General features: G+C 34.7%; 16 protein-coding genes. 6 read left to right on the forward strand and 10 right to left on the reverse strand.

What is annotated here, in order from left to right; translation table 11 throughout:
* Positions 1-38 precede the first annotated feature (38 nt).
* Positions 39-1,592 (reverse strand): L-piperidine-6-carboxylate dehydrogenase, encoded by a 1,554-nt coding sequence (gene amaB / locus K8B81_RS10140; protein WP_223681311.1) that lies wholly within the window; start codon positions 1,590-1,592, stop codon positions 39-41.
* 170 nt (positions 1,593-1,762) lie between these two features.
* On the opposite strand from amaB, the gene K8B81_RS10145 reads away from it, so the two are divergent.
* A complete protein-coding gene (locus K8B81_RS10145) occupies positions 1,763-2,722 on the forward strand; it encodes an MBL fold metallo-hydrolase (RefSeq protein ID WP_223681312.1) in 960 nt (319 codons plus the stop codon).
* 61 nt (positions 2,723-2,783) lie between these two features.
* Here K8B81_RS10145 and K8B81_RS10150 read toward each other — a convergent pair whose 3' ends face one another.
* The 7 genes from K8B81_RS10150 to K8B81_RS10180 form a co-directional block, all read right to left on the reverse strand.
* Positions 2,784-6,245, reverse strand: coding sequence for an ELWxxDGT repeat protein (locus tag K8B81_RS10150; RefSeq protein WP_223681313.1), 3,462 nt, complete (start codon positions 6,243-6,245; stop codon positions 2,784-2,786).
* Positions 6,246-6,456: 211 nt separating this feature from the next.
* Positions 6,457-7,773 carry a Fe-S cluster assembly protein SufD gene (sufD, locus tag K8B81_RS10155; RefSeq protein ID WP_223681314.1) on the reverse strand — a complete coding sequence of 439 codons (1,317 nt, stop codon included), beginning with the start codon at positions 7,771-7,773 and terminating at the stop codon, positions 6,457-6,459.
* A 65-nt stretch (positions 7,774-7,838) separates the two neighbouring features.
* Positions 7,839-8,585, reverse strand: a complete 747-nt coding sequence (gene sufC, locus K8B81_RS10160; RefSeq protein ID WP_008466070.1) for a Fe-S cluster assembly ATPase SufC — start codon at positions 8,583-8,585, stop codon at positions 7,839-7,841.
* A 68-nt stretch (positions 8,586-8,653) separates the two neighbouring features.
* Entirely contained in the window at positions 8,654-8,776 is a 123-nt protein-coding gene (locus tag K8B81_RS21045) for a Txe/YoeB family addiction module toxin (RefSeq protein WP_317196954.1), read from the reverse strand.
* A gap of 82 nt (positions 8,777-8,858) precedes the next feature.
* Entirely contained in the window at positions 8,859-9,065 is a 207-nt protein-coding gene (locus K8B81_RS10170) for a DUF2683 family protein (protein WP_223681315.1), read from the reverse strand.
* A 15-nt stretch (positions 9,066-9,080) separates the two neighbouring features.
* The gene (gene sufB, locus K8B81_RS10175; RefSeq protein ID WP_223681316.1) at positions 9,081-10,529 is read right to left on the reverse strand and encodes a Fe-S cluster assembly protein SufB; all 1,449 of its coding nucleotides are present in this window, start codon (positions 10,527-10,529) and stop codon (positions 9,081-9,083) included.
* 93 nt (positions 10,530-10,622) lie between these two features.
* Entirely contained in the window at positions 10,623-10,952 is a 330-nt protein-coding gene (locus K8B81_RS10180) for a HesB/IscA family protein (protein ID WP_026727150.1), read from the reverse strand.
* Positions 10,953-11,476: 524 nt separating this feature from the next.
* On the opposite strand from K8B81_RS10180, the gene K8B81_RS10185 reads away from it, so the two are divergent.
* Complete coding sequence (locus K8B81_RS10185) at positions 11,477-12,334, forward strand: MBL fold metallo-hydrolase (protein ID WP_223681317.1); 858 nt, start codon at positions 11,477-11,479, stop codon at positions 12,332-12,334.
* A gap of 62 nt (positions 12,335-12,396) precedes the next feature.
* Here the strand turns inward: K8B81_RS10185 and K8B81_RS10190 are convergent, their stop codons facing one another.
* Positions 12,397-13,767, reverse strand: coding sequence for a T9SS type A sorting domain-containing protein (locus tag K8B81_RS10190; RefSeq protein WP_223681318.1), 1,371 nt, complete (start codon positions 13,765-13,767; stop codon positions 12,397-12,399).
* Positions 13,768-14,095: 328 nt separating this feature from the next.
* Between K8B81_RS10190 and K8B81_RS10195 the strand changes: the two genes are divergently transcribed.
* Together K8B81_RS10195 and K8B81_RS10200 are read left to right on the forward strand one after the other, a co-directional pair.
* Positions 14,096-15,715, forward strand: coding sequence for a S8 family peptidase (locus tag K8B81_RS10195; protein ID WP_223681319.1), 1,620 nt, complete (start codon positions 14,096-14,098; stop codon positions 15,713-15,715).
* Positions 15,716-15,794: 79 nt separating this feature from the next.
* The gene (locus K8B81_RS10200) at positions 15,795-17,675 is read left to right on the forward strand and encodes a M1 family metallopeptidase (protein ID WP_223681320.1); all 1,881 of its coding nucleotides are present in this window, start codon (positions 15,795-15,797) and stop codon (positions 17,673-17,675) included.
* 71 nt (positions 17,676-17,746) lie between these two features.
* On the opposite strand, the gene K8B81_RS10205 is transcribed toward K8B81_RS10200, so the two are convergent.
* Positions 17,747-18,685 (reverse strand): L-threonine 3-dehydrogenase, encoded by a 939-nt coding sequence (locus K8B81_RS10205; protein ID WP_223681321.1) that lies wholly within the window; start codon positions 18,683-18,685, stop codon positions 17,747-17,749.
* 293 nt (positions 18,686-18,978) lie between these two features.
* Between K8B81_RS10205 and K8B81_RS10210 the strand changes: the two genes are divergently transcribed.
* The gene (locus K8B81_RS10210) at positions 18,979-19,587 is read left to right on the forward strand and encodes a hypothetical protein (protein WP_223681322.1); all 609 of its coding nucleotides are present in this window, start codon (positions 18,979-18,981) and stop codon (positions 19,585-19,587) included.
* Positions 19,580-22,942, forward strand: a complete 3,363-nt coding sequence (mfd, locus tag K8B81_RS10215) for a transcription-repair coupling factor (protein WP_223681323.1) — start codon at positions 19,580-19,582, stop codon at positions 22,940-22,942. The genes K8B81_RS10210 and mfd overlap by 8 nt, the downstream gene beginning before the upstream one ends.
* Positions 22,943-23,539: the final 597 nt, after the last annotated feature.

Here is a 23,539-nt window from a genome sequence, read left to right on the forward strand (position 1 = left end):
CTTTCAAAATCAGGAAGCCCTTTCATTTAATTTTAAATCTATAAATCAAATTTTATTCCCTGAGCCAACGGAAGACTGGTTGAATAATTAATGGTATTGGTCTGACGTCTCATGTAAATTTTCCAGGCATCAGAACCAGATTCCCTGCCGCCTCCGGTTTCTTTTTCTCCGCCAAAAGCACCGCCAATTTCAGCCCCGGAAGTCCCGATGTTTACATTTGCGATTCCACAATCAGAACCGGTTACGGATAAAAATCGTTCTGCTTCACGTAAGTTGTTGGTCATAATTGCTGATGATAGTCCTTGTGCAACGCCATTTTGTTGTTCGATAGCATTGTCCACTTCTCCTGAGTATTTCATCAAATATAAAACGGGTGCAAACGTTTCATGCTGAACTATTTCGAATACATTTTCTGCTTCGGCAATGGCAGGTTTTACATAACAGCCGCTTTCATAGCCCTCACCGGAAAGTACACCGCCTTCAACTAAAATTTTTCCGCCTTCTGCAACAACTCTATTTAAAGCTTTGGCATACATTTCAACTGCATGAATATCAATTAGAGGTCCTACGTGATTGTTTTCGTCAAGCGGATTTCCGATGCGTAATTGTTTATAAGCAGCAACCAAAGCTTCTTTTACTTTGTCATAAATACTTTCGTGAATAATTAATCGTCTGGTTGAAGTACAGCGTTGTCCGGCAGTTCCAACAGCGCCAAAAACAGCTCCAATCACCGTCATTTTTATATCGGCATCCGGAGTAACAATAATCGCATTGTTTCCTCCTAGTTCCAATAACGATTTGCCTAAACGTCCGGCAACAGCCTGGGCAACTATTTTTCCCATCTTGGTAGAGCCGGTGGCAGAAACTAAAGGAATCCGGGTATCGGAAGTCATTAATTCGCCAATAGTAAAATCACCATTTATAAGACACGAAATTCCTTCCGGCAAGTTATTTTCTTTAATAACCTGTGTAATTATATTTTGACAGGCAATACCGCAAAGAGGTGTTTTTTCAGAAGGCTTCCAAACACAAACATCTCCGCAAATCCATGCTAAAGCCGTATTCCAGGACCAAACCGCTACAGGGAAATTAAAGGCCGAAATAATTCCGACAATTCCTAACGGATGGTATTGTTCATACATGCGGTGTCCGGCCCTTTCAGAATGCATGGTTAATCCGTGTAACTGGCGTGAAAGGCCAACTGCAAAATCACAAATATCGATCATTTCCTGTACTTCTCCGTAGCCTTCCTGTAATGATTTCCCCATTTCATAAGAAACTAATTTCCCAAGAGCTTCTTTATTTTGGCGTAATTTTTCTCCAAACTGACGTACAATTTCGCCACGCTGAGGTGCTGGAATTAAGCGAAATGTTTTAAAAGCTTCTGCTGCAGACTGCATTACTTTTTCATAATCTTCAGCTGTTGTCATTTTTACAGATGCGATTAATTTTCCGTCAACCGGAGAATAGCTATCTAAAATTTCTCCGGATGAAAAATTATTTAAACCCGTTGATGTTCCTTCATTTATAAATTTGATACCCAGTTTTTCAAGGGCTTCATTGATTCCAAATTGAGATGCTATTGTTGTCATTGTAACTTTTTTAATTGAAAATGTTGTATTTTAATGTAAAGATATTGTTTTAAGGTTGAATTTTATTATTGAAGGACAAAGTAAATTTAACGTTATTTATAGGATTTTCGAAAATAGAAGCTATTAAATCGCTTCAATTGATGAAATTTGTAACAACAAAAATGTTAGGTATGAAAATTATAAAAATGCTTTGGGCTTGTTTGGTTTTAATAGCAATGAATTCTTTTTCCCAGAAAGTTCAGAAAGCAGCTTTTCAGGTTGTTCCTTTGGGAGTTAAGGGTGGAATAGATGAAAAAAACCTTTCTGCCTATTTAATAACACCTTCTAACACTAAAGATTACATATGTCTGGATGCCGGAACCATCAATTCAGGAATCGAAAAGGCTATTGAAAATAAGGTATTCAGGGCTTCAGCAAGCGAAGTTTTGAGGAAATATATCAAAGGATATTTGATTTCACACTCTCATTTGGATCATGTTTCGGGTTTAATAATTAATTCTCCGGCAGATTCCTCAAAAACAGTTTATGCCACGAATGGATGTATGGAGATGATGGAAAACCATTATTTTAATGACAAAACCTGGGCAAATTTTGGAGATCAAGGAGTAGGTCTTCCATTGAAAAAATATCATTTTCAGACTTTGAATTTTAATGAAGAAACGCCGATTACAAATACTCAAATGACAGTAAAAGCTTTTTCATTAAGTCATGTGAATCCATATGAAAGTACTGCTTTTTTGATAAAAAATGGAAACGACTATGCTTTGTACCTTGGTGATACTGGTCCGGATGCAGTAGAGAAAAGCAATAATTTACAGGAGTTATGGACAGCAATTGCCCCATTAATCAGGAGTAAACAATTAAAAGGCATTTTTATAGAAGTTTCTTTCCCAAACGAGCAGCCGGATCAGTTTTTATTTGGGCATCTGACACCAAAATATTTGATGCAAGAACTTCATGAATTAGAGAAACTGGCGGGTAAAGATTCTTTAAACGGATTTAAAATAGTGATTACGCATTTGAAGCCGCCTGCAAAAAATATTGTAAAAATTAAAGAACAATTAAAGACTGAGAATGATTTAGGATTGAAATTTATCTTTCCGGAACAGGGGAAAAGTTTTGAATTATAATTTATAGAAGTAAAAAAGCCGACAAGTTTAAAATTGTCGGCTTGTAATGGAAATAAATGTGTTATTTTTTAATTATTTTTTTCACAGCTTTTCCTTTCTCACTGTCAATTTTCAAAAAGTAAACATTTGCAGGCAAATTAGATATATTTACAGAATCCTGCTCCTGAATATTTTTTTTCAGAAGAACTCTTCCATTAATGTCTATCAAGATCAGTTTTGCCGTATCAACATTGAATAAATTGATTTGAACTTCTTCTGTTGCAGGGTTTGGGTAAATTGCGAATTCCGGGCGTATAATATTATCATTCGTACCTAAATCAACTCCATTCGTTTTTGCAAAATAACCTCCAAAACCAGTAGTTTCAAAACTAACTTCCCATCGGTTTAATGAAGCGTTCCATACAATATCATTGTCTATTGGATCTATTTCAGTACTGGTTATTCCATAAGAATCAGGTAAACCGTCAACTGTTGTTCCAGTATATTTTTCGATTCTAAGATTTGATTTTCCTGTATTGTCTGAATCATTTGAAGGCAGCATAGAGGATGTATTGACAGCATTATAGGCGTCAAATTCTTCCTGAGTAAAATACAAGGTAATTTTTGCTGTAGCGCTTGCAGGATTTGTTGCAGGATTTAATTCATAGTGTCGTTTTACATAATTCGCAGGCTGGGAATTTTCTATCCAAACTTTAGAACTAACTTCACCCGTTACCGGATTTGCTCCTGTTGCATTTACAGTAGAGACCAAGGAATTAAAAATATCACATTGACAGGCAGCTGTATTAGGAGATACCTGAATCTGACTGTTAAAATTAACCGTATTGCCTATAGTACTAACTTCTTTATTAAAAGTGGTACAATTGTCTAATTTCCATAATTCCTGACCATACATAAAATTATTGTAAACAGCATTTGCGGCAAAAAATAAATTGTCATTGACATTTGTTAAGTAAATCGGACTTGAATTTACAGCTCCCATATTGAGATCTTTCACCAAAACGGTACCAGCTTCTGTGCCATCAGATTGCCACAATTCCTGCCCATTTGCAACATTGACTGCACTAAAAAAAAGGGTACCATTTATATTGGTTAAAAATTGTGGATAAGAATATCCTGAACCCGGATTTATGTCTTTTACCATAATTGTACCTGTTTCTGTACCATCAGATTTCCATAATTCGGTACCATTTGAAGCATCATTTGCTCCAAAAAAGAATGTGTCATTTATGTTTGTAAAGCTTTCACCCATAACTACATTGATCTCTTTTATAAGTACCGTTCCTGCTTCTGTACCATTAGATTTCCATAATTTTGGTCCGCTACCACTATTAGCACTAAAAAAGAGTGTGCCGTTTATACTGCTTAAATTACTTATAGCAGGACTTGCAGGTCCTGGTACAATTTCTTTTACCAATACTGTACCTGCTTCTGTACCATCTGATTTCCATAATTCTTCACCAGTTGTGCCATCGCTGGCACCAAAAAAGAGTGTGCCATTTACATTAGTTAAATAATATGGACTTGAATTTCCAGAACCCGGGTTGATATCTTTTAAAAGTATTGTCCCTGCTGTTGTACCATCCGACTTCCATAATTCTTTACCATTTGCATCACCGGCTTTAAAGAATAATGTGCCGTTTATATTGGTTAAATATTCCGGAGAAGAATCGCCTGAACCTATGTTGATATCTTTTACAAGTACTGTCCCTGCCGGTGTCCCATCAGATTTCCATAATTCTGCTCCTTTTGTGTCATCAGTTGCAGTAAAAAATAGAGTTCCGTTTACGTTGGTTAAATAATATGGATTTGAATTTCCAACACCTGGATTAATGTCTTTTACCAATACAGTGCCTGCAGTAGTACCATCCGACTTCCATAATTCTGTGCCATTTATACCATCAGTAGCAATAAAAAAGAGCGTACCGTTTATATTAGTTAAAAATTGCGGAGAAGAATTCCCGGTGCCAGGGTTGATATCTTTTACCAGTACAGTGCCTGCAGCAGTACCATCCGATTTCCATAATTCTGTTCCATTTGCAGTATCATTTGAACTAAAAAAGAGAGTGCCATTCACATTTGTTAAATTTGTCAGCAGGGCATTCCCTGAACCAAGTGCAATATCTTTTAATAATACTGTCCCAATTGTCGTGCCATCCGATTTCCATAGTTCTGTACCATTTATAGCATTTGTAGCACTAAAGAAAAGTGTTCCGTCGGCATTAATTAAATTTTCCGGAGATGAATTTGTAAGTCCTGGATAAATATCTTTTACGCGTACAGTACCTGCACTAGTTCCATCAGTTTTCCATAACTCCTTACCACTCGTACCATCATTAGCACTAAAAAACAATGTTCCGTTTATATTAATAAAAAAAGAGGGAAAAGAGTTGTCATTACCAGGATAAATATCCTTTACTATAACTGTCCCTGCCGGTGTCCCATCAGATTTCCATAATTCTGTGCCATTTGTATCATCTGATGCACTAAAAAATAGTGTACCATTGACATTAGTTAAATTCGATGGAGAAGAACTGCCATCGGAAGGATAGATATTTTGTACTAATATTGTACCAGCATCAGTACCGTCTGATTTCCATAATTCTGTGCCATTTGTTGTATCAGATGCACTAAAAAATAGCGTTCCGTTTACATTGGTTAGATTAGATGGAGAAGATCCAGAAGTACCGGTTACAATATCTTTTACAAGAATAGTACCGGCATCTGTTCCGTCTGATTTCCATAATTCTCTACCATTCGTATTGTTATTAGCCGTAAAAAATAGTTTTCCGTTTACACTGGCTAAATTTTGAGGACTAGAACTGCCAACGCCTGGAAATATATCTTTTACCAATACTGTTCCTGCTGTTGTGCCATCAGATTTCCACAATTCCTGCCTGCTAGTAACGTCAAATGCACTAAAAAACAATATCCCGTTTACATTGATTAAATGTTGCGGAACAGAACTTCCATTGCCAGAATTGATATCTTTTACCAATACTGTTCCTGCTGCTGTTCCGTCAGATTTCCATAATTCGGAACCATTTGTGGCATCAGTTGCAGTAAAAAAGAGTGTCCCGTTTAAATTAGTTAAAAATTGCGGAGAAGAATTCCCGTTGCCGGCATTTATATCCTTCACAAGTACTGTTCCTGCTGCTGTTCCGTCAGATTTCCATAATTCCTGACCATTTGTTTCATCAGTTGCATTAAAAAAAAGTGTTCCATTAACATTGATTAAATTTTTTGGGGAGGAGTCATTAGAACCAGGATTGATATCTTTTATAAGTACTGTGCCCGATAGGGTGCCATCTGTTTTCCATAATTCACGACCATTTACAGGATCTGTGGAAGTGAAATAAGTAATTCCTCCTATTTTTATTAAATTCTGCGGAGAAGAACTTACTGTGCCACCCGAAGTGTTTATATCTTTAATAAGGTGAGGTACCTGTGCATGTAAAGCAACACACCAGAATAAAATAAAAATAAAAGAAAGCTGTTTTTTAAAAAAGTAGTTTTTTTTCATAGACATTATATGTTTTTCGAATTTCTACAAAATTATATATTTTTCTCTTCTAAAATAATTGGTTAGCAGTATTTTATATGTGTTACAGGTTGTGTTTTTTTAATCCTGTTAAACATAAGAAACCGTTTGCAAAATGGATTACTTAATAAAAAAATCCCCGGCAGGTTTTAAAACCTGCCGGGGATTATACTATTATCTATGAGTAGATTTTTTACAAATCAAATCCTAAATTCACGCCTAATTTTGTAGCAATGATTTTAGTGATTCTTTGCTTTAATTCCGGTATTTTGATGCTTTCGATAACAGCATTTGAGAAAGCGTACATCAATAAAGCTTTCGCTTCTTTTTTCGGGATTCCGCGGGACTGCATGTAGAACATTGCTGTTTCGTCTAGCTGTCCAACTGTACATCCGTGAGAACATTTTACGTCGTCAGCAAAAATTTCCAATTGTGGTTTTGCGTTGATTGTAGCTTTATCGCTCAATAAAATGTTGTTGCTTTTTTGGAAAGCGTTTGTTTTCTGAGCTTCTTTTTCTACAAAAACTTTTCCGTTGAAAACTCCTGTCGAACGATCAGAGAAAATTCCTTTATAATCCTGGAAACTTTCGCAGTTTGGCTGTGCGTGGTTTACCAAAGTATAATGGTCAACGTGTTGTTTGTCATTCAAAATAGAAATTCCGTTAAGCGTACTTGTTAATCTTTCTCCGAAATGGTAAAAGTTTAAGTTGTTACGAGTAAGGTTTCCTCCGAATGAGAAAGTATGAACAGAAGCATGACTTTCTTGTTGTTGAGAAACATAAGTGTTGTCAACTAAGTTCGCTTCGCTGTTGTCGTTTTGAATTTTATAGTAATCAACAATCGCACGTTTTTGAGCAAAAATCTCCGTAACAGAATTCGTTAAAACCGGATTTTCGTTTAAACTTTGGTGACGCTCAATAATTTGAACATGTGAATTTTCACCCACAATAACAAGGTTTCTTGGCTGCACCATTAACGCAGTTTCATTTCCAGTTGAAAAATACATGATTTCAATTGGTTTATCTGCTACTTTTTTCTTTGGGATATTGATAAAAGCTCCTTCAATAGCAAAAGCAGTATTCAATGAAGTCAAACTGTCATCTTTACTTGCAATTTGGTTGAAATACGTATCAATAACCATTTTATATTTTGGTTTGGTCAATGCCGATGACATCAAACAAACATCGATTCCGTCGTGTGTTGTAGAAGACAAATGCGAACTGAAAACACCATCAATAAAAACTAATTTATAAGTGTCAATTTCGTGTAAAAAGTATTTTTTTACCTGATTGAATTCGATTGCATTTTCCTGCTTTGGAAAAACCGTAAAGTCATTTTTTAAGATGGCATTTAACGATGTATATTTCCAGGCTTCTTCTTTTTTGGTTGGAAAACCTTTATTTTCGAAATTTTTTATAGCTGCTGTACGGATGTCATGCAAATCTGAATGCACATCAACACGCTCTTCAAAAGCCATAAAAGACGATACTAATTTTTCTTTTAAATCCATTTCTTTAGTTGTAAGTTATGAGTTATGAGTTATGAGTTTTGTAAACTGTAAACTGTAACTGTAAACTAGTTTTCTGCTTTGATCCAATCGTATCCTTTTTCCTCAAGCTCGTAAGCCAATTCTTTTCCTCCTGATTTTACGATTCTTCCGTTGTAAAGAACGTGAACGAAATCTGGAACGATATAATCTAACAAACGCTGGTAGTGTGTAATTACGATAATTGCGTTTTTGTCGCTTTTTAATTTGTTCACACCATTGGCAACAATTCTTAAAGCATCGATATCAAGACCAGAGTCGGTTTCGTCAAGGATAGCTAATTTTGGCTCTAACATTGCCATTTGGAAAATTTCGTTTCTTTTTTTCTCTCCTCCGGAAAAACCTTCATTTAAAGAACGAGAAAGAAATTTACGGTCGATTTCTAACAATTCAGATTTCTCACGAATTACTTTCAGCATTTCGTTTGCAGGCATTTCTTCCTGGCCGTTTGCTTTGCGAGTTTCGTTGATGGCTGTTTTCATAAAGTTAGTTACGCTAACTCCAGGAATTTCTACCGGATATTGAAAAGAAAGGAAAACGCCTTTATGAGCTCTTTCTTCCGGAGCTAAATCAGCAAGATCTTCTCCGTCAAGAATAACCTCTCCGTCTGTAACTTCATAGTTTTCGTTTCCTGCAATAACAGCAGAAAGTGTACTTTTTCCAGAACCGTTTGGTCCCATTATCGCGTGAACTTCTCCAGCTTTAACTTCTATATTAATTCCCTTAAGGATTTCTTTATCACCAATTGCGGCGTGAAGGTTTTTTATTGATAACATTGTCTTGTTTGTTTATTCGTAATGTCCTTTTAACGAAATTATATTTAATATTTCAATCGTGTTTTCGTCTATAATTTCATAACTAATCTGTGTTCTTGGTCAATTCTTCTTGACCAGACACCAGATAGATTGTATTTTAACTGCTCTGGTTTTCCAATGCCTTCAAATGGATTTTCTTGAATTGCCCGCAATAATTCAGAAATTTTCTTTAAAATTTTTTTATTTCTGATTTACTCCAAAATTCCAAATCATTTTCCGCCTTTCTTGAAAAAACTATTTCCATAGTTTATCAATATCTTCGATGGTCATCTTTATACCTTTTCCTTGTCTAAGCTCTTCTCTTGCTTCAAGAATCTCTTTTACAAATTCTGGATTATATGGTTTTTCTACTTCTTCAATAATTTCAAAATCAAGAGATTTTGCCAGTGATTTTAAAACCGGAAAATCTTTTTTCTTTACATTTTTTAAGATGATATCCATAATTTTTGCTTTTAATTATCCTACAGATCCTTCTAAAGAAATCTCTAATAATTTTTGAGCTTCAACAGCAAATTCCATTGGCAATTTGTTCAATACATCTTTACTGAAACCATTTACAATTAAGGCAATCGCTTTTTCAGTCGGAATACCTCTTTGGTTGCAATAGAAAACCTGATCCTCTCCAATTTTACTTGTAGTGGCTTCATGCTCAATTTTTGCCGATGGATTTTTACTTTCGATGTAAGGGAAAGTATGCGCACCACAATTGTTACCCATTAATAACGAGTCACATTGCGAAAAGTTTCTTGCATTCTCTGCTCTTGGCGAAATTTGCACTAAACCACGGTAGCTATTTTGTGATTTTCCAGCTGAAATACCTTTAGAAATAATAGTCGATTTAGTGTTTTTTCCTAAATGAATCATTTTTGTTCCAGTATCTGCTTGTTGGTAATTATTGGTAACAGCAATAGAATAAAATTCACCTACTGAATTATCTCCTTTTAATACACAAGAAGGGTATTTCCAGGTTACAGCAGAACCAGTTTCTACTTGTGTCCAGGAAATTTTAGCGTTTGTTTCGCATAAACCTCTTTTGGTTACAAAGTTGTAAACCCCACCTTTTCCTTCTTTATTTCCAGGGAACCAGTTTTGAACTGTAGAATATTTAATTTCAGCATCGTCCAAAGCGATTAATTCAACTACAGCAGCGTGTAATTGGTTTTCGTCACGACTTGGTGCTGTACAGCCTTCAAGATAAGAAACGTAACTTCCTTCATCGGCAATAACTAAAGTTCTTTCGAATTGTCCGGTTCCTGCCTGGTTGATTCTGAAATATGTTGAAAGTTCCATTGGGCATTTTACGCCTTTTGGAATATAACAGAAACTTCCGTCAGAGAAAACTGCAGAGTTTAAAGCGGCGTAAAAGTTATCTTTCTGAGGAACAACAGTACCTAAATATTTTTTAACTAATTCCGGATGTTCTTTGATAGCTTCAGAAATCGGGCAGAAAATAATTCCTTTTTCTCCAAGTGTTTTTTTGAAAGTCGTTGCAACAGAAACAGAATCGACAACAATATCCATAGCGACATTGTTCATCATTTTTTGTTCGTCAACAGAGATGCCTAACTTTTTGTACATTTCTAAAAGTTCAGGATCTACATCGTCCAGGGTTTTATTTGGATCTACGGCTTTTGGGGCTGAATAGTATGAAATAGCCTGAAAATCTGGTTTTTCGTAGTTTACGTTTGCCCATTCCGGCTCAATCATTTCTTTCCAGACACGAAAAGCTTCAATGCGCCATTCCGTCATCCACTCTGGTTCTTCTTTTTTAAGAGAAATAGCTCTTACAATTTCTTCGTTTAGACCAATAGGAAATGTTTCAGATTCTATATTGGTATAAAATCCGTACTCATATTCTTTGGTTTCCAGTTCGATTTTTAAATCGTCTTCGGTGTATTTGCTCATTGTTTTTTTATTGAAAGATTTTAAAATAGAAGGATTTAAATATTTAAAATCACTTCTGTATTAAATCTTTAAATTTTGCAATTGTTTAATTGTTTATAGCGAAAATGATTCACCGCATCCGCAGGTTCTGCTTGCGTTTGGGTTGTTGAAAACAAATCCTTTTCCGTTTAATCCGCCAGAGAATTCTAAAATTGTTCCGGCTAAATAAAGAAATGATTTTTTTTCAACGGCTATTTGGATATCATTATCTACGAATATTTTATCATCATCTCCTTTGGTTTTGTCGAATTTTAAATCATAAGACAAACCAGAGCATCCACCGCTTTTTACTCCTACACGTACATAGTCATGTGCGGCATCAAAACCATCATCAGTCATCAGGTCGATGATTTTCTTTTTGGCTGTATCAGAAACTTTTATCATTTTTTATAGTATTTATCTTTTTCAACATTCCTTTTAAAAATAGTAATGAAATTATTACAATTAAAGTACTGTATGTCAATGCTGAAATGAAATTATCTGCAAAGATACGACTTAAAAACCTTTTTCCATAACGGTTCACATTATTATAACAAATGTTAAAATAGATATAAGTTATTTTGAGTTTGTTATTTTTAAAATTTAATGAGAATGGAACTAAAGATTTTTGACTAATTATATTTTCGATATGTTTAATAATGTAGTTGAAAGAAAAAAAATTAAAACGGATAATAAATAAAAACCTTTGCTAATATTTATTTATAAAATAACTAAACTATCATTGCTATTGTTTGTCGCAAGTCACGGTTGTCTTCAACTAAGACAATTGTTTTTTTCATTTTGATGTCAATTCTTAATCAAACAATATCAAAGACAATAAAAACACTTCTAAAATAACGAGTAAGCTTAGTGAAATAAAAACCAAACCACTAAATTGCATTTGAATTCGAAATTTTAAAAAGCAAAAAATGAAACTTTATCCCATAGAATCAGGAAATTTTAAATTAGACGGTGGTGCTATGTTTGGTGTTGTGCCAAAAACAATCTGGAATAAAACCAACCCTGCCGATGCTAATAACCTGATTGATATTGCCGCACGCTGCCTGCTTATTGAGGATGGAAACCGTCTGATTTTAATTGATACCGGAATGGGTGATAAGCAATCTGAGAAATTCTTTGGCTATTATTCGCTTTGGGGGACTCATTCTTTGGATAAATCATTGGCTAAATATGGTTTTCACAGAGAAGATATTACCGATGTTTTTATGACGCATCTTCATTTTGATCATTGTGGTGGAAGTGTTCAATGGAATGCGGATAAAACAGGATATGAACCTGCTTTTAGAAATGCGAGATACTGGACCAATGAAAATCATTGGGAATGGGCAACAAAACCAAACGCCAGGGAAAAAGCTTCTTTCTTACCAGAAAATATTTTACCAATGCAGGAAAGTGGTCAGTTACATTTTGTGAAAAGACCAAATGCCGATTTTGGTTTTTCGGAAGAATTAGGTTTTGATATTTACTACGTTGATGGTCACACCGAAAAACAAATGATTCCACATATACAATACAAGGATAAAACTATAGTTTTTTGTGCCGATTTATTGGCTACAGCAGGACACATTCCGCTCCCGTATGTTATGGGATATGATACAAGGCCTTTATTGACGATGCCGGAGAAAGCAAAAATGTTGAATGCAGCAGCAGATCATAATCATTATCTATTTCTTGAACACGATGCTCATAACCAAATTATAACAGTTAAACATACTGAAAAAGGAGTTCGGCTAAAAGAAGTTTTTACCTGTGAGGATATCTTATAAAATATTAAAACCATATTTCTAATGAATGAAATATGGTTTTAATTTTATAATGAGTTTGTATTTTATTGGACTAGAATTTTTTTAACAATAGTTGTTCCTTCATTTTCTAAATAAATGTAATAAATACCATTTTGTAATCCTGCCAAATTAATATTGTTATTAGTGTTGTTTTTAGTAAACTTAGTTGTTGTAATTAGTTTTCCCAATGCATCATATACAGTTGCTTTTTCAAGAGGACTATTGTCAATGTGTAGTTCTCCTTTTACAGGGTTGGGATAAACAGCTATTTTTTCAAAACCGATTTCTGATAGTCCTAATGTTGGGCAAGTTAGGTTGTAAGTTGCTGCTGCATCTTTAGAGGTTGCCCAGTTAGTGTTTGAATAGGAAACATCATCTACCTCTATACAACTTAAAGTAGAATTCGATTTGCAATTTAAATTTGTTAAAACAGCATTCTTTCCGTTTTTTAAATTAAGACTTGTCAATTGGTTAGAATAACAATGTAAAGTCTCCAAAGCGATATTTTTAGAAATATCTAATGCTGTTATTGAGTTAGAATGACAATCTAAACTTTTCAAAGCAATGTTTTTAGAAAGATCTAATGTTGTCAATGAGCCTGAATGACAAGATAAATTTTGTAAAGCGGTATTCATAGACAAATCTAATGTTGTCAATGGGTTATAAAAGCATTGTAAAAATACCAAAGCGGTGTTATTAGAAAGATCTAATGATGTTAGCGGATTTGAAGAGCAGGTTAATTGTGTTAAAGCGGTATTTTTAGAGGTATTTAATGCTGCTAATTGATTATAATCGCAAACTAAAGTTTTTAAAGCAGTATTTTCAGAAACATCCAATGTTGTTAATTTATTATTATCGCAATGTAAATTTTTCAAATCCTTATTCTTAGAAATATTTAATGTTGTCAATAAGTTAAAACTACAACCTAAATCTGTTAAAGCGAAATTATTAGAAAGATCTAATGTTGTCAGTGAGTTCGATTGAAAATCTAAATTTTCCAAAGCGGTGTTATTAGAAAGATCTAATGATGTTAATTGGTTTGATCTGCAATATAAAAACTTCAAAGCAGTATTCATAGACAAATCTAATGCTGTCAACGTGTTATAATGGCAATACAAATATTGCAAAGCGATATTTTTGGAGATATCTAATGTTGCTAATGGGTTATTGTTACAAATTAAAACTTTTAAAGATACGAAATTTTGAATCCCTGTTAAGTCAACAATAGAACTATTTGAAATATCAATAGAAGTTAATTTATCAATACTACTAGTCAGTACCTGATGATCAGGTGCTCCGGAATCAATTCCAAGGGCAATCAGTTTGTTTTCAAAATTATTATCCGGGATACTGGTATATTGAGCATAAATAGCAAAATTTACGAATAATAGTAATGAGAGTAATTTTGTTTTCATAGGTTAAAATATAATTTTTTAGGTGTACAAATATATTTAATACCGGATGTTTTCCTAATAATTTTTTTAATGTAAATTTTCTGCTCAAAGGAATTTTGAAAAATATATTCTTAAAAAACAATATCCTATTTTCATTCAGTAGAAGATGGTATAGTTTAGTTTTAATGAGGTTCAATTAGCCATTATTGTTTTTAGCAGTACATATTCCTGATTAAACAAGTATTTCTTTTGAGTATAAAATTTCATAACACAGTGTTAACAGTTAGTTTTTTGTAACAAAATATCATAATTTAGTCCCATCTTTAACTTATATTTTATAATTAGATACATGAACAATATAAAACCACTTAATTTATCTGCTTTTGCATTACTTGTTTTAGCAGGCTGCAGTGCCACTTTGCAGGCGCAGGTTTCAGCCCCAAAAGAATTTATAACTGCTCCCGCAGCTGTTGTTAAAAAAGCACCAGTTACTGAAAATGAACTAAAAAGATGGAGTCATCTTGATTTAATCAAAGATTCAATTCCTGGAATGAGTGTAGACAAAGCTTATGCTGAATTGCTACAAGGAAAAACAGGTAAAAAAGTAATTGTTGGGGTTGTTGATTCAGGAGTTGATATCGAACATGAAGATCTAAAGGGAGTAATATGGACCAATTCAAAGGAAATTCCGGGTAATGGAATCGATGATGATAAGAACGGATATATTGATGATATTAACGGATGGAACTTTCTGGGAGATGTTGTCAACGAAAACCTTGAAATGACCCGTATCGTTAAAAAAGGAGATGACGGTTCTGAACAATATAAACAGGCTTTAGCGCAATACACAGAAAAATATGAAAAAGCGTTAAAAGATAAAGAGCAAGTAGATTTTTTACTGGATGTTCACAAAACCATACAAACAGCTTTAAATAAAAAAGAATACAAAAGCGAAGATTTAAATTCAATTACTTCAACTGATCCAAAGGTAGCCAGAAGCAAAATGGTAATGACACAGATTTTTACCAATGCAGGACCAACATTTAATCCGGAAACAGAATTAGAAGATTACAGAGAACATGTTTATGATGAATTGAATTTCAATTTAAATAAAGATTTTGACGGAAGAAAAGTTTTAGGTGATAATGCAGAAGATATAAAAAGTACTAAATACGGAAATAATATTGTATTTGGTCCGGATAAAGAAAAAGCATTACACGGAACCCATGTTGCCGGAATTATTGCACAGGTTCGTGGTAATAATTTAGGTGGAGACGGAGTTGCAAACAATGTTGAAATTCTGACTGTAAGAGCGGTTCCTGATGGAGACGAATACGATAAAGATATAGCTTTGGCAATTCGTTATGCGGTTGATAATGGCGCAAAAGTAATTAACGGAAGTTTCGGAAAAAGCTTCTCACCACATAAACAATGGGTGTATGATGCCATTAAATATGCAGCAAAAAAAGATGTGCTGATTGTTCATGCAGCTGGTAACGATGGTTATAATATTGATGAGAAGCAAAACATTAATTATCCAAATGACTCTGAAGATAATGTTAAAGAATTTGCAGACAATCTAATTACAATTGGGGCGATTAATAAATCATATGGTCAAAATGTAGTAGCCGGCTTTTCAAACTTTGGAAAGTTAAACGTAGATGTCTTTGCTCCGGGTGAAGAAATTTATGCAACAATCCCAAACAATAAATACAAATATTTGCAGGGAACTTCAATGGCATCTCCAAATGCTGCCGGTGTCGCTGCGCTAATTCGTTCCTATTATCCAAAACTTAAAGCGGCTCAGGTTAAAAAGATTTTAATGGAATCCGGAGTGGCTCTTCCTGAAAAAGTGGTTTTAGGTGAAGAAAAACCAGAAGCAGTATCTGCTACAGAATCATCAAAAACGGCTAAAATGGTTAATGCTTACAATGCTTTATTGATGGCTGAGAAAATGTCAAAAAAATAAAATTTTATCGTTTTAATAATCAAACTGCAAGTTTACAAGATCACTTTTGTAAACTTGTAGTTTTTTAAATAATATCGTAATGAGAAAAATTGTCCTTCTTTCTTTTTTGAGTTTTGGTTTAAATGCAGCTTTTGCACAAAATACTTCATACTGGCAGCAGCACGCCGATTATAAAATGGAGGTTTCGATGGATGTAAAAAACTACCAGTATAAAGGAAAACAGGAATTGGTTTATACGAACAATTCTGCAGATACTTTGCGAAAAGTATTTTATCATTTGTTTCCAAATGCTTTTCAGCCTGGAAGTGAAATGGACGCCCGTCTGCATTTTATAAAAGATCCGGATGGGAGAATGGTAACAAAAACAAAAGGAGCTGATGGAAAAGACATAAAGCAAAGCCGAATAGAAAATCTGAAACCCAATGAAATTGGTTATTTAAAAATCACAAACTTCAAACAGGATGGTGTTGATGCTCAGACAAGAGTTTCAGGAACAATCTTAGAAGTAACTTTGGCAAAACCAATTTTACCGAATTCTAGATCGACTTTTACGTTAGATTTTGACGGACAGGTTCCGGTACAGGTTCGTCGTTCGGGAAGAAATAATTCTGAAGGAGTTGAGCTTTCCATGTCGCAATGGTATCCAAAATTAGCTGAATTTGATTTTGAAGGATGGCATGCTGATCCTTACATCGCAAGGGAATTTCATGGTGTTTGGGGTAATTTTGATGTAAAAATCACCATTGACAAAGACTACACCATTGGAGGTTCAGGATACTTACAGGATAAAAATACAATTGGTCACGGTTATGAAGATGAAGGTGTAAAAGTCGTTTATCCTAAAAAAACAAAAACATTGACGTGGCATTTTATCGCGCCAAATGTGCACGATTTTACCTGGGCGGCTGACAAAGAATATACGCATGATATTGTAAAAGGGCCAAACGATGTCGATTTGCATTTCTTTTACAAAAACAATCCAAAAACTACTGAAAACTGGAAACAATTGGAGCCTTTAATGGTGAAGGTAATGGATTATTACAATCAAAAAGTAGGACCATATCCGTACAAACAATACTCCTTTATTCAGGGTGGAGATGGCGGAATGGAATATGCCATGTGTACACTGATGCTAGGAAACGGAACTCTTGAGGGAATTTTAGGAACTGCAACTCACGAATTAGGGCATTCCTGGTTTCAGCATATTCTGGCTTCAAATGAGTCAAAGCATCCGTGGATGGATGAAGGTTTTACAACCTATATCGAAGACAGTGCTTTGAATGAATTAGCGGGAGATAAAAAAGTCTCAAATCCGTTTAAAGGAAATTATGCGGCTTATTACAGCTTGGTTAATTCGGGTAAAGAGCAGCCACAAACCACTCATGGTGACCGTTATGACGAAAACCGTCCATACAGTATTTCATCTTATATCAAAGGAAGTATTTTTCTTTCGCAGTTGGAATATGTTATCGGAAAAGAAAATGTTGACGCTGCTTTAAAAAGATACTTTAATGATTTTAAATTCAAGCATCCGACTCCAAACGATATTAAAAGAACAGCAGAAAGGGTTTCCGGAGCAGAATTAGACTGGTATTTGACAGACTGGGCACAAACAACTAATACAATTGATTACGGAATTAAAGACGTTGCTGATAATTCAGCGAAATCAACAGTTACTTTAGAAAGAATCGGAAGAATGCCAATGCCAATTGATTTAAAAGTGGATTATACAGACGGCACTTCGGAGACATTCTATATTCCGTTACGAATGATGAATTTCATTAAGCCAAATCCAAATCCAAACGAAAAAAGAACTGTTTTAGACGACTGGGCTTGGGCACAGCAAAACTATAGTTTTACAATTGACAAAAACAAAGCGTCAATCAAAAAAATCACTATAGATCCAAGCGGATTAATGGCTGATGTGAAGGCGGCCAATAATGTTTTTGAAGTGAAGTAATCTTCAAGTTAGAATATAAAAAGTCCTGTTTAGAAATACTAAACGGGACTTTTATTTTAAGATAAGTCAAGTTAGCTCAAATGCTCCAGCATATCTTTCGTCATCGATTCTAAATCAAACCTATGATTCCAGTTCCAGTCTTTTCTGGCATCAGAATCGTCGATACTCGCTGGCCAGCTGTCGGCAATTTTCTGGCGGAAATCAGGATTATAAGTGATTTCAAATTCCGGAATGTGTTTTTTGATTTCGGCTGCAATCTCTGTTGGCGTGAAACTCATCGCAGCTAAATTGTAAGAAGAATGTATTTTGATTTCTTCAGCAGGAGCCTTCATAATATTGATCGTGGCATCAATAGCATCATCCATATACATCATTGGCATTTTTGTTTCGGATGATAAAAAGCATTCGTATTTTTTATCGGCAATAGCTTTATGAAAAATATCAACAGCATAATCTGTAGTTCCGCCGCCGGGAGGGGTTGACCAGCTGATTAAACCGGGATAACGAATACTGCGAACATCAACACCGTAAACATTGTGATAGTATTCGCACCATCTTTCACCAGCTTGTTTACTAATTCCGTAAACCGTTGAAGGTTCCATAATTGTATATTGAGGCGTGTTTTCTTTTGGGGTTGTGGGGCCAAAAACAGCGATACTTGATGGCCAGAAAATCTTCTGAATCTTTTTGGCTTTGGCCAGATTTAAAACATGAAATAGTGAATTCATGTTCAAGTCCCAGGCAAAGGCAGGATTTTTTTCGGCTGTCGCAGATAAAAGTGCTGCCATTAAATAAATATCTGTAATGTGATGAATTTCTACCAAGTGTTCAATTTGATTAAAATCCAAAGCATTAATCACTTCAAACGGACCTGAATTAACCACATCTGTATTTAATTTTCGAATATCTGAAGCAATCACATTTTCTGTTCCGTACAACTTACGCAGTTTCACAGTCAGTTCTGTCCCAATTTGACCACAGGCGCCAATGATTAATATTTTTGGATTCATTTGAATATATTTAAAGAACAAATATAATTTTTTCGCAAATAACCCTGCTTTTTATAATGTTAAATTATGGATTTAATAACAAATAATATTGATTTTTGCTTAATTCGTTTCGATACAGCTTTATTAAGCTTACATAAAATGGTTGTAAATCAAAATTCATAATTGTAAATTTACTTGTAACTTTGCAGCTTAATGTATTTATCAGATGAAATCGCCATTAATAAAAGTTTGCTCAGACAAACAACAAATAATGCGATAACATATGTGACCATTAAAAAATAAATTTTACATATATGAAATATAAAATAGCTCTTTTTCTAGTTTTAGTTTTTATACTGAACTCCTGTCAGGATGAAAATGAAAAACGTCTAGCAGAAAACAAAAAAGAAGCAAAAAAGAAAGAAATCATTTTTAATAATATAAATAAAGAATGGTCATTTATTGACGAACCAATCAATGAAATCTCAGAGAAAAATGCAACTGACTGGAAAGAGTGGGGAGAATTTTTAAAAGAGCTGGGCGGAAAACCAAGAAAAACGATTGGGGCATTCCAAAAAAAATCTGCTGCTATTGCTAAAAAAGCAATGGCATTAAACAATAATATTCCGGCACAATTCGACCAGCCACAAATCAGAAGCCGAATTTCTATTTTGATTACAAAAGTGAAGATGATGGATTTGTTTATTCACTTGCATAAAATTCCGGATGATAAAGTCACTTTTTTAATTGGAGAAATCAATAAAGAACTGGTTTCGTTGCAAAGACAAATGGACAAAATTGTAGAGAAAAGCAAAATTCCACAAGAAGAAGGGGAGTCCGATTTTTTAAGAATGTTAGATACTGCCCGGGCAATCCCGAATTCGATGCCACCAATAGATCAAAATCTACCTAAAGTTGAGTAAAAACGCCTTATATACCACCTATGATAATCTGCCAAAAGCTGAGCAGATTGCAACAAGTTTACTGGAAGGGAATCAGATAAAAATGAACATCAGCGGATTGTTAGGATCTGCAGTCTCATTTATAATCCGGTCTGTCTTCAAAAAAACCGAACTGCCTTTTTTAATTGTTTTAGACAATAAGGAAGAAGCTGCGTATTATCTGAACGATCTTGAACAAATGATTGGCGAACAGGATGTTTTGTTTTATCCGGCATCTTTCCGTCGCCCATATCAGGTTGATGAAACGGATAATGCCAATGTTCTGCTTCGCGCTGAAGTTTTAAACCGAATCAATTCACGAAAAAAACCTGCCGTAATTGTTACATATCCCGAAGCACTTTTCGAGAAAGTCGTGACGCGTCAGCAATTGGATAAAAACACTTTGAAAGTTGCTTTGAACGATAAAATTTCGATCGATTTTATCAACGAAGTTTTGTTCGAATATGAATTCAAAAGAGTCGATTTTATTACAGAACCCGGAGAATTTTCGGTTCGTGGGGGAATCGTCGATGTATTTTCTTTTTCAAACGATCATCCGTACCGAATTGAATTTTTCGGCAACGAAGTAGACAGCATCAGAAGTTTTGATGTCGAGACACAATTGTCTGTGGAAACCCATAAAAAAATCACGATTATTCCGAATGTCGAAAACAAGATTTTTCAGGAAAACCGCGAAAGTTTCTTAGATTATATTGCGGAGAAAACGGTGATTTTTATCCAAAATACAGAAGGGCTTTTTAGCCAATTAGACAAACAATTCACAAGGGCAGAAGAAGCTTTTGAAAAACTTTCGAAGGAAATAAAACACGCTGAGCCTGAACAACTATTTTTAAATCAGGCTTCATTCATAAAAAGATCATTGGATTTTTCGGTTGTAGAATTGTCAAAGCCGGTTTATAAGACAACGAAAAAATTCGAATTTCATATTCAGCCTCAGCCATCGTTCAACAAACAATTTGATTTGTTGCTGAACAATCTGAGCGACAATCATTTTAACGGCTATAAAAATTATTTATTCTGCTCGAATGAAACGCAGGCAAAACGTTTTCATGATATTTTTGAAAGTTTGGATGAGGCCAATTCCGAGAATATCCGCAAGCAATATCATACCATTGTATTGCCTTTGTATCAGGGTTTTATCGATGAAGAAAATCAAATAACGGCTTATACAGATCATCAGATTTTTGAGCGGTATCATAAATTCAACATCAAAAACGGCTATTCGAAAAAGCAGAATATTACTTTAAAAGAATTAACCGCGCTTTCTGTGGGCGATTACGTAACACATATCGATCATGGAATCGGGAAGTTTGGCGGACTGCAAAAAATTCAGGTCGAAGGCAAAACGCAGGAAGCCATAAAATTGGTTTATGCCGATAATGATATTGTGTATGTGAGCATTCATTCGCTTCATAAAATCTCAAAATACAACGGAAAAGACGGAACGCCTCCAAAAATCTATAAATTGGGTTCAAACGCCTGGAAGGTTTTAAAACAAAAAACCAAAGCGCGTGTCAAACATATTGCGTTCAATTTGATTCAGTTGTATGCAAAACGTCGTTTAGAAAAAGGTTTTCAGTTTGCGCCAGACAGTTATCTTCAAAACGAATTAGAAAGTTCGTTCATTTATGAAGATACACCAGACCAAATGAAATCGACGGCAGAAGTAAAAGCCGATATGGAAAGCGACCGCCCAATGGACCGTTTGGTTTGTGGTGATGTAGGTTTTGGTAAAACAGAGGTTGCCATTCGTGCTGCTTTTAAAGCCGTAGATAATAGTAAACAGGTTGCCGTTTTGGTTCCGACTACTATTTTAGCATATCAGCATTACCGAACTTTTTCGGAACGTTTGAAAGATATGCCGGTTTCAATTGGTTATTTAAACCGATTCAGAACGGCGAAACAAAAAACACAAACCTTAAAAGATTTAGCCGAGGGAAAACTCGATATTGTAATCGGGACGCATCAATTGGTAAACAAAAATGTAGTTTTTAAAGATCTTGGTTTATTGATTGTGGATGAGGAACAAAAATTCGGAGTAAACGTAAAAGATAAATTAAAAACGATCGCTGCGAATGTTGATACGCTGACATTAACAGCAACGCCAATTCCGAGAACCTTGCAGTTTTCATTAATGGCGGCAAGAGATTTATCAGTGATTACAACGCCTCCGCCAAACCGTTATCCAATTGAGACGAATGTAGTTGGTTTTAATGAAGAAATTATCCGTGATGCGATTTCGTATGAAATTCAAAGAAACGGACAGGTTTTCTTTATCAATAACAGAATCGAAAATATAAAAGAAGTGGCAGGAATGATTCAGCGTTTGGTTCCAAATGCGAGAGTTGGAATCGGTCACGGGCAAATGGAAGGGGCGAAACTCGAAGAATTGATGTTGGGTTTCATGAACGGAGATTTTGATGTTTTGGTCGCAACCACAATCATCGAAAGCGGATTGGACGTTCCAAATGCCAACACGATTTTCATCAATAATGCCAATAATTTCGGATTATCAGATTTGCATCAAATGCGTGGTCGAGTAGGGCGAAGCAATAAAAAAGCATTCTGTTATTTCATCTGTCCGCCGTATTCATCCATGACCGAAGATGCCAGAAAACGTATTCAGGCTTTGGAACAATTCAGCGAATTAGGAAGCGGTTTCAATATTGCGATGAAAGATTTGGAGATCCGTGGTGCGGGAGATTTATTGGGCGGTGAACAAAGTGGTTTCATTAATGAAATTGGTTTTGATACGTACCAAAAAATCATGAACGAAGCGATCGAGGAATTGAAGGAAAATGAATTCAAAGATTTATATCCTGAGGAAAATGATATCGATACGAAAGAATATGTAAAAGACATTCAGATTGATGCTGATTTCGAGCTATTATTCCCGGATGAATATATCAATAATGTTTCAGAACGTTTGGTTTTATATAACGAATTGGGCGCTATAAAAGAGGAATCCGGATTACAGGAGTACGAGAAGAAATTAATCGATCGCTTTGGACCATTGCCAAAACCTGCTGTTGCTTTATTGAACAGTATCCGAATAAAATGGATTGCAACCAGAGTCGGAATTGAAAAATTAGTCCTTAAACAAGGCAAAATGATTGGCTATTTTGTATCCGATCAGCAATCAGATTATTATCAATCTGCTAAGTTTAGAAAAGTTTTAAATTTTGTTCAAAAACAAAGCTCACTCTGCAAGATGAAAGAGAAACAAACCGTCAACGGATTACGTTTGCTATTGACTTTTGATAATGTGAAATCCATAAAACGGGCTTTGGAATTAATGGAACTGTTTGAAGAATAGTTGTTTTTTTAGGAGCACATAATTTCGTTTCAACATAACATCAGTCCCGCTATCCCTTACAACCTTTTGTGCCGAACCCCGGCACAAAAGGGTTTTCAGTCCTATCGGGGCTAGGTTAGAAGTATAGTGATTTTAAGCATTTTGAAAAGTAAATATAAAAGCCCGAATGAAATTTCATTTGGGCTTGTTTTTTTAATTAATTTGTGCTAATTGTAACTTTGAAAGTTTTCGATTTAAAACGTATTTCCTTAATTATCTGAAATAGTGATGTTTAAAAAATAAAAAAAATCACCCGGGGGAAGGTGATTTAATTGGTCAATTGGTTTTTTGGTTTAGATAGTTCATCATGAACCCAAAATACTTGCATCTATTCGATGCTGGCTTTTTGTTTTCTGATAATATTTATAGGTATGCTGAGTCATTATAATTTATCTCAAGAACTCACGCGTTTCTTTCCTGATATTTAAAACTTGTTTTTGGTTGTAATTTTTAATTCACTTTTACCGGAATGGATTATGTAATTCGTTTCGGTACGGCAAATATATAAAAATATTTTTCGCAATGATTGATATGTAAAAAAACTTATTTTATTTTTTT

It is taken from the genome of Flavobacterium hibisci, assembly GCF_020026925.1.
Lineage (GTDB): Bacteria > Bacteroidota > Bacteroidia > Flavobacteriales > Flavobacteriaceae > Flavobacterium > Flavobacterium hibisci.

What these genes read in the sequence shown, in the direction of transcription:
- amaB (WP_223681311.1), bottom strand. Translation starts at nt 1,592, where the DNA reads ATGACAACAATAGCATCTCAATTTGGAATCAATGAAGCCCTTGAAAAA.
- K8B81_RS10145 (WP_223681312.1), top strand. Translation starts at nt 1,763, where the DNA reads ATGAAAATTATAAAAATGCTTTGGGCTTGTTTGGTTTTAATAGCAATG.
- K8B81_RS10150 (WP_223681313.1), bottom strand. Translation starts at nt 6,245, where the DNA reads ATGAAAAAAAACTACTTTTTTAAAAAACAGCTTTCTTTTATTTTTATT.
- sufD (WP_223681314.1), bottom strand. Translation starts at nt 7,773, where the DNA reads ATGGATTTAAAAGAAAAATTAGTATCGTCTTTTATGGCTTTTGAAGAG.
- sufC (WP_008466070.1), bottom strand. Translation starts at nt 8,585, where the DNA reads ATGTTATCAATAAAAAACCTTCACGCCGCAATTGGTGATAAAGAAATC.
- K8B81_RS10170 (WP_223681315.1), bottom strand. Translation starts at nt 9,065, where the DNA reads ATGGATATCATCTTAAAAAATGTAAAGAAAAAAGATTTTCCGGTTTTA.
- sufB (WP_223681316.1), bottom strand. Translation starts at nt 10,529, where the DNA reads ATGAGCAAATACACCGAAGACGATTTAAAAATCGAACTGGAAACCAAA.
- K8B81_RS10180 (WP_026727150.1), bottom strand. Translation starts at nt 10,952, where the DNA reads ATGATAAAAGTTTCTGATACAGCCAAAAAGAAAATCATCGACCTGATG.
- K8B81_RS10185 (WP_223681317.1), top strand. Translation starts at nt 11,477, where the DNA reads ATGAAACTTTATCCCATAGAATCAGGAAATTTTAAATTAGACGGTGGT.
- K8B81_RS10190 (WP_223681318.1), bottom strand. Translation starts at nt 13,767, where the DNA reads ATGAAAACAAAATTACTCTCATTACTATTATTCGTAAATTTTGCTATT.
- K8B81_RS10195 (WP_223681319.1), top strand. Translation starts at nt 14,096, where the DNA reads ATGAACAATATAAAACCACTTAATTTATCTGCTTTTGCATTACTTGTT.
- K8B81_RS10200 (WP_223681320.1), top strand. Translation starts at nt 15,795, where the DNA reads ATGAGAAAAATTGTCCTTCTTTCTTTTTTGAGTTTTGGTTTAAATGCA.
- K8B81_RS10205 (WP_223681321.1), bottom strand. Translation starts at nt 18,685, where the DNA reads ATGAATCCAAAAATATTAATCATTGGCGCCTGTGGTCAAATTGGGACA.
- K8B81_RS10210 (WP_223681322.1), top strand. Translation starts at nt 18,979, where the DNA reads ATGAAATATAAAATAGCTCTTTTTCTAGTTTTAGTTTTTATACTGAAC.